This window comes from Polaromonas hydrogenivorans (assembly GCF_040105105.1).
In the GTDB taxonomy this organism is placed as follows: domain Bacteria; phylum Pseudomonadota; class Gammaproteobacteria; order Burkholderiales; family Burkholderiaceae_C; genus Polaromonas; species Polaromonas hydrogenivorans.
In genome coordinates this window covers 2900565-2913225 of sequence record NZ_CP157675.1, presented here as the reverse complement: position 1 = coordinate 2913225, position 12661 = coordinate 2900565, and the positions used below count along the sequence as shown (strand labels likewise).

The 12661-nt window shown below is 64.4% G+C and carries 9 protein-coding genes and 1 pseudogene; all 10 read right to left on the bottom strand.

Annotation, left to right across the window (positions count from 1 at the left end):
* Position 1 precedes the first annotated feature (1 nt).
* Positions 2 to 91: pseudogene (locus ABLV49_RS26050) on the bottom strand (IS6 family transposase); the annotation flags it as partial.
* 111 nt (positions 92 to 202) lie between these two features.
* On the bottom strand, positions 203 to 1894 hold the full coding sequence (locus ABLV49_RS14000) for an electron transfer flavoprotein-ubiquinone oxidoreductase (RefSeq protein ID WP_349277292.1): 1692 nt from the start codon (positions 1892 to 1894) through the stop codon (positions 203 to 205).
* A gap of 101 nt (positions 1895 to 1995) precedes the next feature.
* Complete coding sequence (pcaF, locus tag ABLV49_RS13995) at positions 1996 to 3201, bottom strand: 3-oxoadipyl-CoA thiolase (protein ID WP_349277290.1); 1206 nt, start codon at positions 3199 to 3201, stop codon at positions 1996 to 1998.
* Between the two features lie 30 nt (positions 3202 to 3231).
* A complete protein-coding gene (locus ABLV49_RS13990) occupies positions 3232 to 5277 on the bottom strand; it encodes a 3-hydroxyacyl-CoA dehydrogenase NAD-binding domain-containing protein (protein ID WP_349277288.1) in 2046 nt (681 codons plus the stop codon).
* A 21-nt stretch (positions 5278 to 5298) separates the two neighbouring features.
* Positions 5299 to 6336, bottom strand: coding sequence for a zinc-binding dehydrogenase (locus ABLV49_RS13985; RefSeq protein ID WP_349277286.1), 1038 nt, complete (start codon positions 6334 to 6336; stop codon positions 5299 to 5301).
* A complete protein-coding gene (locus ABLV49_RS13980; RefSeq protein WP_349277284.1) occupies positions 6333 to 8336 on the bottom strand; it encodes an acetoacetate--CoA ligase in 2004 nt (667 codons plus the stop codon). Before ABLV49_RS13980 ends, ABLV49_RS13985 begins: the two co-directional genes overlap by 4 nt.
* A 196-nt stretch (positions 8337 to 8532) precedes the next feature.
* On the bottom strand, positions 8533 to 9465 hold the full coding sequence (locus ABLV49_RS13975; RefSeq protein ID WP_349277283.1) for an electron transfer flavoprotein subunit alpha/FixB family protein: 933 nt from the start codon (positions 9463 to 9465) through the stop codon (positions 8533 to 8535).
* Positions 9466 to 9495: 30 nt separating this feature from the next.
* A complete protein-coding gene (locus tag ABLV49_RS13970; protein ID WP_349277281.1) occupies positions 9496 to 10245 on the bottom strand; it encodes an electron transfer flavoprotein subunit beta/FixA family protein in 750 nt (249 codons plus the stop codon).
* A gap of 19 nt (positions 10246 to 10264) precedes the next feature.
* Entirely contained in the window at positions 10265 to 11449 is a 1185-nt protein-coding gene (locus tag ABLV49_RS13965; protein WP_349277279.1) for an acyl-CoA dehydrogenase, read from the bottom strand.
* 48 nt (positions 11450 to 11497) lie between these two features.
* A complete protein-coding gene (locus tag ABLV49_RS13960; protein WP_349277277.1) occupies positions 11498 to 12658 on the bottom strand; it encodes an acyl-CoA dehydrogenase family protein in 1161 nt (386 codons plus the stop codon).
* Positions 12659 to 12661 lie beyond the last annotated feature (3 nt).

Below are 12661 nucleotides of genomic sequence, written 5' to 3'. Positions count from 1 at the left end.
ACTTTGTCCATTCGCCAACAGCTGCCCACCGGGCGCTTGTGCTTGCGGAATACTTTCTCAAGCAGGGCAGAAACCGGATCGCCCAGCGATCCCGACACCGAGCGCATCACGCTGGTCCTGGACAACCTGAACATGCATACGCCGGACTCTCTGTATGAGGCGTTTTCTCCCGAGCAGGCCAAAGTTAACTGGCAATTTTCAATTACATGCCGCTGTAGTTGGGCCCGCCGCCGCCCTCGGGGGTGACCCAGACGATGTTCTGCGTCGGGTCCTTGATGTCGCACGTCTTGCAGTGAACGCAGTTCTGCGCGTTGATCTGCAGGCGGTCCGTGTTGTCCGGGTTCTTCACGAACTCGTAGACGCCAGCCGGGCAGTAGCGGCTCTCGGGACCGGCGTAGAGGGCCAGGTTGACAGCGACCGGAACGCTCGCGTCCTTCAAGGTCAGGTGTGCGGGCTGGTGCTCCTCGTGGTTGGTGTTGCTGATGAACACCGAGGTCAGGCGGTCAAACGTGATCTTGTTGTCGGGCTTGGGATAAAGGATGGGCTGGCACTCGGATGCCAGCTTGAGCATCGCGTGATCAGGCTTGTCGCGGTGAATCGTCCACGGCGGGCTCTTGATGCCGAGCCGGGGCAAGAGCCATTGCTCGATGCCGGTCATCAGCGAGCCCACGTACACGCCCTTCTTGAACCAGGCCTTGAAGTTGCGCGCCTGGTTGAGTTCCGCAGCCAGCCAGCTTTTTTCGTACGCCTCGGGGTAGCTGCTCAGCTCGTCATGCTGGCGTCCTGAAGTCACTGCGGCATACGCCGCTTCGGCCGCGAGCATGCCGGTCTTGATCGCCGCGTGGCTGCCCTTGATGCGGCTGGCGTTCAGGTAGCCGGCCTCGCAGCCGATCAGCGCGCCGCCGGGAAACACGGTCTTGGGCAGGCTCAGCGCGCCGCCGGCCGTGATGGCCCGCGCGCCGTAGCCGATGCGCTTGCCGCCCTCCAGATACTTGCGGATCGCCGGATGCGTCTTCCAGCGCTGCATTTCCTCGAACGGGCTGAGATAAGGATTGCTGTAGTCCAGCCCGGTGACAAAGCCCAGCGTGACCTGGTTGCCCTCCAGGTGGTAGAGAAAGCCGCCGCCGTAGGTAGCGCTGTCCATCGGCCAGCCGGCGGTGTGAACGACCAGGCCGCTCTGGTGTTTGGCCGGGTCGATCTCCCAGAGTTCCTTCACGCCCAGCGCGTAGGCCTGCGGGTCTTTGCCCTCGTCGAGCTTGAAGCGGCTGATCAGCTGGCGGCCCAGGTGGCCGCGCGCGCCTTCGGCAAACACCGTGTACTTGCCGTGCAGCTCCATGCCGAGCTGGAAGTTGCCCGTGGGCTCGCCGTCCTTGCCGACACCGAGGTTGCCCGTGGCCACGCCCTTGACGGAGCCATCGTCGTTGTACAGCACCTCGGCGGCGGCAAAGCCGGGAAAGATTTCAACGCCCAGGCTTTCGGCTTGACCAGCCAGCCAGCGCGTCACGTTGCCCAGGCTGATGACGTAGTTGCCTTCGTTGTGAAAGCAGTCGGGCACGAGGAAATCAGGGGTCCGGGTGGCGCCGGTTTCGCTCAGGAACAAGACCTCGTCGCCAGTCACGGGCTGCGTCAAGGGCGCGCCGAGTGCCTTCCAGTCGGGGATCAGCTCGGTGAGCGCCCTGGGGTCCATCACCGCGCCCGAGAGGATGTGCGCGCCGGGTTCGGAGCCTTTTTCGAGCACGACGACGGACAGCTCCGTGCCTTGCTCGCTGGCCAGCTGCTTGAGGCGAATGGCCGCCGACAGCCCGCCCGGGCCGCCGCCGACCACGACCACGACCACGTCGTACTCAATCGCTTCTCGGGGGCCGTACTGGGCCAGGATTTCTGCTGGGGTCATGATTTTTAAGTAAAAAAGGCCTTTTGCGCACGCCAGTCATGCGTTAGCAGCTATGAATTCAGGAGTGGCTGCAGGTGCTGTCTCCTTGAAGGATGCGGTTTTCACACCCGTTCCAGGATCACGGCAATGCCCTGTCCCACGCCGATGCACATGGTGCACAGCGCGTAGCGCCCGCCGGTCTGGTGCAGCCGGTTGACCGCCGTGGTGGCCAGGCGCGCGCCGCTGGCGCCCAGCGGATGGCCCAGCGCAATCGCGCCGCCCCAGGCGTTGACGCGCGGGTCGTCGTCGGGCACGCCAAGCATGCGCAGAACGGCCAGGCCCTGCGCGGCAAACGCCTCGTTGAGTTCGATCACGTCCATCTTCTCGATGCCGAGGCCCGTCAGCGCCAGCACCTTTTGCGTTGCCGGCGCCGGGCCGATGCCCATGACGCGCGGCGCCACGCCAGCGGTCGCCATGCCGACGATGCGGGCTCTAGGCGTCAAGCCGTTCCTGGCGGCGCTGGCTTCATCAGCCAGCAGCAGCGCGCAGGCGCCATCGTTCACGCCGCTGGCGTTGCCCGCCGTGATGGTGCCGTCGGGGCGCACGATGGGCTTGAGCCTGGCGAGCACTTCCATCGAGGTTTCGCGCGGATGCTCGTCCTTGCTGACGAGGACAGGCTCGCCCTTTTTCTGGGCAATGCTGACCGGCGTGATTTCGGCATCGAAGTAGCCCGCCTGTTGCGCCGAAACGGCCCTGAGCTGGCTGCTGAGAGCCATCTGGTCCTGGTCCTGGCGGCTGATCTGGTAGTCGGTGGCGACGTTCTCGGCGGTTTCGGGCATCGAATCGACGCCGTAGCGTTCCTTCATCAGCTGGTTGATGAAGCGCCAGCCAATGGTGGTGTCCTGGATGCTGTTGGCGCGTGAGAAAGCGCTCTCTGCCTTGGGCATGACAAACGGCGCGCGGCTCATGCTCTCGACGCCGCCGGCGATCATCAGGCCGGCCTCGCCCGACTTGATGGCGCGCGCTGCCGTGCCCAAGGCATCCAAACCCGAGCCGCACAGGCGGTTGACCGTGCCACCCGGCACTTCCAGCGGCAGCCCGGCCAGCAATGCGCTCATGCGCGCCACATTGCGGTTGTCTTCGCCGGCCTGGTTGGCGCAGCCGTAGATCACGTCGGCAACCATCTGCCAGTCCACGTCCGGGTTGCGCGCCATCAAGGCCCGGATGGGAATCGCGCCCAGGTCGTCGGCGCGAACGCTGCTCAGGGCGCCGCCGTAGCGGCCGAAGGGGGTGCGGATGGCGTCGCAGATAAAGGCTTGGGTCATCATGGTCGTATTGAGGTGAGGGGAGTGGGGAGGTTAGGGATTCAACAAAACAGACAGGTCGGCCACTACAAAGCCATGGCCCGATTCACCGGCAAGGCGCTGCAGGTCCTGCGCCAGTTGCGCCCGATCCTGCTGGCGCGCCCAGAACACCGGGCCGCCTTCCCAGCGCGGGAAGCCGTAGCCCTGCACCAGCACCACGTCGATGTCGCTGGGACGAGCAGCCACGCCTTCGGCCAGCAGCAGCGCAGCTTCGTTGACCATGGCCAGCAGGGCGCGGCGCTGAATTTCCGTGGCGTCCAGCGTGCGGCGCGTGATGCCGCGCTGGCCGGAGGCCTGCTCGATGATGGCGCGCACGATGGCATCGGTGGCCTTGACCTGCTTGCCGTCGGGATAACGGTAGTAGCCGGCTCCGGTCTTGCGGCCCAGCCGCCCCTGCTCGCACAACTGGTCGAGGATGGCGACGTAGCGCTCGCGCGGATCGCGCGAGGCGGCCTGCGCCTTGCGCATCCGCCAGGCGATGTCCAGGCCGGACAGGTCGGCCACGGCGAACGGACCCATGGCCAAGCCAAAGTCGGTCAGCGCCTTGTCCACATCCTCCGGCCAGGCGCCGTCTTCCAGCATGAATTCGCACTGCTTGCGGTAAGCGTTGTAGATGCGGTTGCCAATGAAGCCGAAGGTATTGCCGCACAGCACCGGCAGCTTCCCGAGCTTTTTGCCCAGGGCCATGCCGGTGGCGAGCACATCGGCCGCCGTCTGCTGGCCGCGCACCACTTCCAGCAGCTTCATGACGTTGGCCGGACTGAAGAAGTGCAGGCCCAGCACGTCCTGCGGCCGGGCCGTCAACCCGGCAATCGCATCCACGTCCAGGTAGGATGTGTTGGTGGCCAGCACCGCGCCTGGCCGCGCATGGGCATCGATTTTCCTGAAGACCTCCTGTTTGACGGCCATGTCCTCGAACACCGCCTCGATGACCAGGTCGGCCCGGCCCAGCTGTGCCCAGTCGGTCGTGGGGCTCAGGCGTCCTTCGCTGGCGGCGGCCACGTTGGCCTTCATCTTGCCTGCTGTCACGCGGCTTTGGTAATGCTCGGCCACGCGCTGCTGGCCGCGCTGCAGGGCCACATCGTCCTGCTCCAGCAGGATCACGTTCAGCCCGGCGTCCAGCGCGCAAATGGCAATGCCCGCGCCCATGGTGCCGGCGCCAATCACGGCCACGGTCTGCACCGGGCGGGGGGCTGCCTGCAGCGCAGCCGGCAGCTTGGCCGCCTCGCGCTCGGCAAAGAACTGGTGGCGCAGCGCATACGCCTCGGTGGACACGCGCAGTTGCTGGAACACCGCGCGTTCATGCGCCAGGCCTTCGTCGATGGGCAGCAGGGCGGCATTCTTGACGGCCGCGATGGCCGCCAGCACGGCCGGCCGGCGTTTGCCGGCGCGCAGCGCAGTCTGCTCTGCCTGCTCGATGGCTGCGGCGTCTTCCGTGGGAACCTGTTCATCGCGAATACGGCACTTGCTGCCCGCCAGCCGCCGCGCCAGCGCCATCGCATGGGCCTGCAAGTCGCCGGCAACGACTTCATCGACCAGCCGCAAATCAAGCGCTTTGTCCGCCGTGATGCGTTCGCCGCTGCAGACCATCTGGATGGCGCGGGCAACACCGACCCGGCGCGGCAGGCGCTGGGTGCCGCCCGCGCCGGGAATGATGCCCAGCGTGACTTCGGGCAGGCCCAGCAGCGTGCCGTTCAGCGCAATGCGTGCGTCACAAGCCAACGCCAATTCCAGGCCACCGCCCAGCGCCGCGCCGTGCAGCGCGGCCACCACCGGTTTGCCGCAAGCTTCGATCAGCGCGATGACGGCAGGCATCTGCGGGTCTTGCAGCGGCTGGCCGAATTCGCGCAGGTCGGAACCAGCCACGAAGGTGGTGCCGCCGCCGATGATGACGCCTGCAACCAGCTCAGGCTGGGTCTGCAGCTGCTCTATCGCCGCGCTCAGGCCCTGGCGCACCGTGAGCGATCCGGCATTGATGGGCGGGTTGTTAATTTCAATCAGCAAGACATCACCGATCTGTTCGGTGCGTACTGTGGACATGGTTTCTTCTTTCATGGGGTATCAGGCTTCGCCAATGCGGATGGCGATCTTGCCGAACTGCTGGCCAGATTCCAGGCGGCTCAGGGCCGCGTGGGCCTGCTCCAGCGGGAATTCGCTGTCGATCACGGGCCGCAGGCCGGTGCGCTCGGTCAGCCGCAGCAAATCGCGGAACTCGTCGAAGTTGCCCAGCGTCGAGCCGAATATCTGGAGTTGGCGGATGAAGATGCGCCTGATGTCCGCCGGCGGCTGGTCGCCGCTGGTGGCGCCGCAGGTGACCAGCCGGCCGCCGCGCACCAGCGACTTCATGGCCGACGACCACACGGCCGCGCCGACGTTTTCAATCACCACGTCCACGCCGCGCCCCTGGGTGCGGGCCATCACTTCCTTGACCACGTCCTGCGTGCTGCTGTTGATCAGATGGTCGGCGCCAGCCAAGCGGGCGCGCTGCAGCTTGGAATCGTCGCGCGAGGTGACGATGGCTTGAGCGCCCGCCAGCTTGGCGAGCTGCAGGGCCGCCAGCGACACACCGCCGCCTATGCCAAAGATCAGCACCGTCTCCCACGGCTTGAGCTGCGCCTTGGTGAACAGCATGCGCCAGGCGGTCAGGTGGTTGACGCCCAGTGCGGCCGCCTCTGCGAATGACAGGCCGGCAGGCATGGGGAAGACATTCTGTGCCGGCACACTCACGTATTCGGCCAGCGTGCCGTCCCGGTGCTCGCCCAGATACTGGATGCCGGTGCACAAGACCACTTCGCCGCGCTGGCAGAACTCGCAGCGCCCGCAGCCAATCGCCGGATGCAGCACCACGGACTGACCGGGCGCGAGCACGCGCTCATGCTCATCGACTTCTTCCACGATGCCCGCGCCGTCAAGTCCCATGATCTGCGGCAGCTGGTGCGTGATGCCCGCGCCGCTGTTGCGCATGTAGAGATCCACCTGGTTGAGGGTGGCCGCCTGCATGCGAATCAGTACCTGACCGGGCTGGCGTACCGGTTTGGGCCGCATCGCTATGCTGACGACTTCGTTGCCGCCATGCCCTGTCATAAATACGGCTTTCACGTCGAAAGCTCCTTCACCTTGAGGGCCTTCGCATACTGCACAAAAAAATCCAGGCTGCCCGGGTTCTGCATTGAATCCGGGCTGGCCGCCTTGTCAGGCGAGCTACCCAACAGCAGTTTCCGGACGGGAACTTCCATCTTTTTTCCGCTCAGCGTGCGAGGAATTTCAGTCACCTGCACAACCTCATTGGGAACGTGGCGCGCAGAGGCCTTGGAGCTTATCTGGTGCTTGATGCGCTCCTGCAGTGCCTCGTCCAGTACCGCGCCAGGCCGTAGCACCACAAACAGCGGCATGAACGAGGGGCGCCCCAAAAACTCCAGGTCGATGACCAGGCTGTCGCGCACCTCGGGCATTTCTTCTACCACCCGGTAGATTTCAGCCGTTCCCATCCGGATGCCAAAGCGGTTGATCGTGCTGTCTGATCGCCCATAGATGACTGCGCTGCCGTGCTCTGTGAAGCGTATCCAGTCACCCTGGCGCCACACGCCAGGGTAGGTTTCAAAATAGCTCTCGAGGTAGCGCTTGTTGTCCGGGTCGTTCCAGAAATAAATGGGCATCGACGGCATGGGTTTGGTGATGACCAACTCGCCCACCTCGTTGACCACCGACTCGCCAGCATCGTTGTAGGCGTAGGCGGCCACGCCAAGTTCCCGGCATTGAATCTCGCCGGCATGCACGGGCAGCGTGGGTGCGCAGGCCACGAAGCACGCGGCAATATCGGTCCCGCCACTGATGGAGGCCAGCCATACATCAGGTTTGACCGCGTCGTAAACCCAGTGGTAGGCGTCCATCGACAGCGGCGAACCGGTGGAGAGGATGGTGCGGAGTTTGGCTAACCTGGCGAAGTCTCGGGGGCGCACACCATCTTTCATGCAATTGATGAGGTAGGCCGCTCCGCAGCCCAACTGCGTCACATCCTGTTCATCCATGAAGCGCCACAGCGCATCGCCCGTTGGCCAGGCCGGGTTGCCATCGTAGAGAACAATGGATGCGCCTGACAGCAGGGCGCCCACCTGAAGGTTCCACACAGCCCACCCGGTGCTACCCAGAAACATCAACCGATCACCCGGTCGCAGATCGTTTTGCAGCGCCATCGATTTCAGGTGCGTCAGCACAATGCCGCCGTGGCTGTGCACGATGGCCTTGGGCAGCCCGGTGGTTCCGGAGGAATACAGAATCCACAAGGGGTGGCTGAAAGGCAGCCGTTCGTAGCGCGGTGCCGCGCTTTGCGATACACAGCCTTGCCAGTCGTGCCGATCGCGCCACGGCAAAGGACGACTTCCGTCCAGCGGCCCCGAAACCTGCACCACCCGCTGCACGCTGGGCAGCCCTGACAGCAGCTCGTTCACCACAACAGAGCGATCGTGGTTCTTGCCGTTGTAGCTGTAGCTGTCGGTCGCGAAAAGCACCTTGGGCTTAATCTGGCGCAGGCGGTCCAACACCACGGTGGCCCCCATGTCGGGTGCGCAGCTGGACCAGATGGCGCCGACACTGGCGCAGGCCAGGAAGGCGATCACGGTTTCCGGGAGATTGGGCATGTAGCTGGCCACGCGGTCACCGGGTTGCACGCCCCAACTGCGCAGCTGTGCCGCCAGCGCTGCGGTCGTACGCTCCAGCTCTTCCCAGGATATTTCCCGAAGCGGGGCGCCTTCCCTGCGTGCGAGCATCACCGGATGCCCGGATGTGGCATTACGGAAAACGTGCTCCGCAAAGTTCAGACGCGCATTCGGGAACCACTGGATACCGGGCATCTGCTCGCCAACCATCGCAGGCTCTCGCTCTCCATCGGCTTGAACTTCAAAGAAGTCCCATATGGACTGCCAAAAGCCTGGCACGTCCTCGATCGACCAGCGCCAAAGTTCATCGTAATCCTGGGTGTGCACGCCCTTTTTGGTGGAGAGCCATTGCTGGTATTTCACCAGTCGGCTGGACTGCAGCTGTTCCGGACCGGGCGTCCACAAAACCTGGCCATGGCCTTCGGGCGGGGTGTTTTCTTGCATGGGTGGGCTCTTTCAGTGGGTCTAAAGAATGGGTTTTTGCTCGTGAAAGATCGGTTGACGAACTTATCGGCGATCGTTGCACGGCAAGAAACCTTGTCCCCGATAGACGTGATGGCCAGGAATCGATCGCTACAACTGCGAATGGCCGACTGATAGCGGGACCAGGGTTTTCGTAGCCTGTTCCTGTACGAAGTTTTTACAGCGCGGCAATCAATTCCGGCACGGCGGTGAACAGATCAGCCTCCAGCCCGTAATCCGCCACGCTGAAGATCGGCGCTTCGCCGTCCTTGTTGATGGCGACGATGACCTTGGAGTCCTTCATGCCGGCCAGATGCTGGATGGCGCCCGAGATGCCCACGGCCACGTACAGCTGCGGCGCGACGATCTTGCCGGTCTGCCCGACCTGCCAGTCGTTCGGGGCGTAGCCCGCATCGACGGCCGCGCGACTCGCACCGAGTGCTGCGCCGAGCTTGTCGGCCAGCGGCTCGAGCACTTGATGGAACTTCTCGGACGAACCCAGCGCCCGGCCACCGGAAACGATGATCTTGGCGGCGGTCAGTTCGGGCCGGTCGCTCTTGGCGATTTCGCTGCCCACAAAGCTGGACTTGCCGCTGTCGGCCACGCCGCTGACGACATCAATGGCGGCGCTGCCGCCCGTGCTGGCCGCCGCATCAAAGCCGGTCGTGCGCACGGTGATGACCTTGATAGCATCCAGGCTCTGCACGATGGCAATCGCGTTGCCCGCGTAGATCGGGCGCTCGAACGTATCGACGGCATCGACCTTGGTGATGTCGGAGATCTGCGCCACGTCGAGCAGGGCCGCGACGCGCGGGGCGATGTTCTTGCCCGACGCCGTGGCCGGGAACAGGATGTGGCTGTAGGCGCTGGCAATGGCGATCACCTGCGCGGCCATGTTCTCGGCCAGACCGTGGGCGAAGTGCTCGCCATCGACATGGATGACCCTGGACACGCCGGCGATTTGGGAGGCGGCCTGGGCGGCTGCGGCGGCATCCTTGCCGGCCACCAGCACATGCACCTCGCCGCCGCACTGCGCTGCAGCGGTCACGGTGTTCAGGGTGGCGGGGCGGATGCTGGCGTTGTCGTGTTCTGCGATGACTAAAGAGGTCATAGTTTTAGGCTCCGTTGTTCTGGTTCTGAGTTAGATGACTTTGGCTTCGTTGCGCAGCTTGTCCACCAGCGCGGCCACATCAAGCACCTTGATGCCGGCGCTGCGCTTGGGCGGCTCGCTGACTTTGAGCGTCTTGATGCGCGGCTTGACATCGACGCCGAGCGTCTCGGGCTTGAGATTTTCCAGCGGCTTTTTCTTGGCCTTCATGATGTTGGGCAGCGTGACGTAGCGCGGCTCATTGAGGCGCAGGTCGGTCGTGATGATCGCCGGCAGCGTGAGCGAGAGCGTTTCCAGGCCGCCATCGACCTCGCGCGTGACCTTGGCGACGCCGTCAGCCACTTCGACCTTGGAGGCAAACGTCGCCTGACCCCAGCCCAGCAGCGCGGCGAGCATCTGGCCGGTCTGGTTGCAGTCGTCATCAATCGCCTGCTTGCCCAGGATGACGAGTTGCGGCTGTTCTTTATCGACCAGGGCTTTCAAGAGCTTGGCCACGGCCAGCGGCTGCAATTCTTCTGAAGTCTCGACCAGGATGGCGCGGTCCGCGCCGATGGCCATGGCGGTGCGCAGGGTTTCCTGGCACTGCAGCACGCCGCACGAGACGGCGATGACTTCAGTCACCACGCCCTTTTCCTTCAGCCGCACGGCTTCCTCGATGGCGATCTCGTCGAACGGATTCATGCTCATCTTGACATTGGCGATATCGACGCCGCTGCCGTCGGATTTGACGCGGACCTTGACGTTGTAATCGACGACGCGCTTGACGGGAACCAGGATTTTCATGGCTGTGACTCCAAAATAATCAGAAGGCGGGGATGCCGGTGATGGCGCGGCCCAGAATCAGGGCATGCACGTCATGCGTTCCCTCGTAGGTGTTGACCACTTCCAGGTTGACCAGGTGGCGGGCGACGCCGAACTCGTCGCTGATGCCGTTGCCGCCCAGCATGTCGCGCGCCAGGCGGGCAATGTCCAGCGCCTTGCCGCAGCTATTGCGTTTCATGATGGAGGTGACTTCCACGGCAGCCATGCCCTCATCCTTCATGCGGCCCAGCCGCAGGCAGCCCTGCAGGCCGAGCGAGATGTCGGTCATCATGTCGGCCAGTTTTTTCTGGATCAGCTGGTTGGCCGCCAGCGGCTTGCCGAACTGCTTGCGGTCCAGCACATACTGGCGCGCGCGCTCAAAGCAGTCCTCGGCTGCGCCCAGCGCGCCCCAGGCAATGCCGTAGCGCGCCGAGTTCAGGCAGGTGAACGGACCCTTGAGGCCGCGCACCTCGGGAAAGGCGTTTTCCTCGGGGCAGAACACCGCGTCCATCACGATTTCGCCTGTGATGCTGGCGCGCAGCCCGACCTTGCCGTGAACCGCCGGGGCCGACAGGCCTTTCCAGCCCTTTTCCAGAACGAAGCCACGGATGGCGCCTTCATCGTCCTTGGCCCAGACCACGAACACATCGGCAATCGGGCTGTTGGTGATCCACATCTTGTTGCCGCTCAGGCTGTAGCCGCCCGGCGCCTTGCGGGCGCGGGTGATCATGCTGCCGGGGTCCGAGCCGTGGTCCGGTTCGGTCAGGCCAAAGCAGCCGATCCATTCACCGGTTGCCAGCCTGGGCAGGTATTTCTGCTTTGTCGCCTCGGTGCCGAAGGCATTGATGGGCACCATGACCAGCGAGGACTGCACGCTCAGCATCGAGCGGTAGCCCGAGTCGATGCGCTCGACCTCCCGCGCCACCAGGCCGTAGCAGACATAGTTCAGGCCCGCGCCGCCATAGGCTTCGGGAATGGTGGCGCCCAGCAGGCCGAGATCGCCCATTTCGCGAAAGATGGCTGCATCGGTTTTCTCGTTGCGAAACGCCTCCAGCACGCGCGGCGCGAGACGGTCCTGGGAATAGGCTCTAGCCGCGTCAGCCACCTGGCGTTCGTCGTCGGTGAGCTGGCTGGCTAGCAGCATCGGGTCATTCCATTGAAAGCGGGAGTGGATGGCTTGGTTCATGATGATTGGGTGTGAGGGTGAATAAAAAAACAGGCGGGCAGGCGCGGATCAGCTATGGCGCATCAGTTCGCGCCCGATGATGATTTGCTGGATTTGCGTCGTGCCTTCATACAGGCGCAGCAGGCGAGAGTCGCGGTAAAAGCGCTCGACCGGGTACTCGTTGATGTAGCCGGCGCCGCCGTGGACCTGCACGCCCCGGTCCGCCACGCGGCCCACCATCTCGGTGCAGAACAGCTTGGCGCAGGACACGCGCATGGAAATGTCCGGATCCGACACATGGGCCGGCTTGCCGTCGAAACGCCGGGCGACGTCCTGGACCAGCGACCAGCCGGCCAGCAGTTCGGCCTGGCTGTCAGCCAGCATGGCCTGGATCAGCTGGAATTCGCCAATCGCCTTGCCGAACTGCTTGCGGTCTCTAGCGTAGCCCACCGATTCCTCCAGGATGCGCTGCGCCATGCCGCAGGCCACGGCCGAAATGTTCAGCCGGCCACGGTCGAGCACCTTCATCGCGGTCTTGAAGCCCTGGCCGGGAACGCCGCCGATGATGTTGACTCTTGGCACGCGCACGTTCTCGAGGATCACGTCGCAGGTCTTGGTGCCGCGCTGGCCCATTTTCTTGTCCGTCTTGCCCAGCTTGATGCCCGGCAGGTCGGCCGGCACGATGAAGGACGAGACGCCGCCGGCGCCCGGCCCGCCGGTGCGCGCCATCAGCGTGAAGGCGCCGGCGCGCGGCGCGTTGGTGATGAAGCGCTTGGTGCCGCTCAGCACGTAGTGGTCGCCGTCGAGTTCGGCGCGCGTCTTGAGCGACGCGGCATCCGAGCCGGCATCGGGCTCGGTCAGCGCGAACGACATGATCAGTTCGCCGCTGGCGACCTTGGGCAGGTAGTCGCTCTTTTGCTCTGGCGTGCCGTCCATCAGGATGCCCTGCGAGCCGATGCCGATGTTGGTGCCGAACACCGAGCGGAACGCCGCCGCGGTGCGGCCAAGCTCGTAGTTGACCTGGACTTCCTGGCTGACGGAAAGGCCGATGCCGCCGAATTCCTCGGGGACGGTCAGGCCGAACAGGCCCATGGCCTTCATGTCTTCAATGATGTCGGCGGGCACATCGTCGGTTTCTTCCAGGATGTTTTCGGCGGGAACCAGACGGTCCCTGACGAAACGCTGGACGGCGGCGAGCAAAAGCTCAAAGGATTCGGTATCGAGGGCCATGGT

Bases quoted from the DNA above. Each gene is read 5' to 3' on its own strand.
- pcaF (WP_349277290.1), bottom strand. From the start codon at position 3,201: ATGATGACCCAAGCCTTTATCTGCGACGCCATCCGCACCCCCTTCGGC.
- ABLV49_RS13960 (WP_349277277.1), bottom strand. From the start codon at position 12,658: ATGGCCCTCGATACCGAATCCTTTGAGCTTTTGCTCGCCGCCGTCCAG.
- ABLV49_RS13975 (WP_349277283.1), bottom strand. From the start codon at position 9,465: ATGACCTCTTTAGTCATCGCAGAACACGACAACGCCAGCATCCGCCCC.
- ABLV49_RS14000 (WP_349277292.1), bottom strand. From the start codon at position 1,894: ATGACCCCAGCAGAAATCCTGGCCCAGTACGGCCCCCGAGAAGCGATT.
- ABLV49_RS13970 (WP_349277281.1), bottom strand. From the start codon at position 10,245: ATGAAAATCCTGGTTCCCGTCAAGCGCGTCGTCGATTACAACGTCAAG.
- ABLV49_RS13980 (WP_349277284.1), bottom strand. From the start codon at position 8,336: ATGCAAGAAAACACCCCGCCCGAAGGCCATGGCCAGGTTTTGTGGACG.
- ABLV49_RS13965 (WP_349277279.1), bottom strand. From the start codon at position 11,449: ATGAACCAAGCCATCCACTCCCGCTTTCAATGGAATGACCCGATGCTG.
- ABLV49_RS13990 (WP_349277288.1), bottom strand. From the start codon at position 5,277: ATGTCCACAGTACGCACCGAACAGATCGGTGATGTCTTGCTGATTGAA.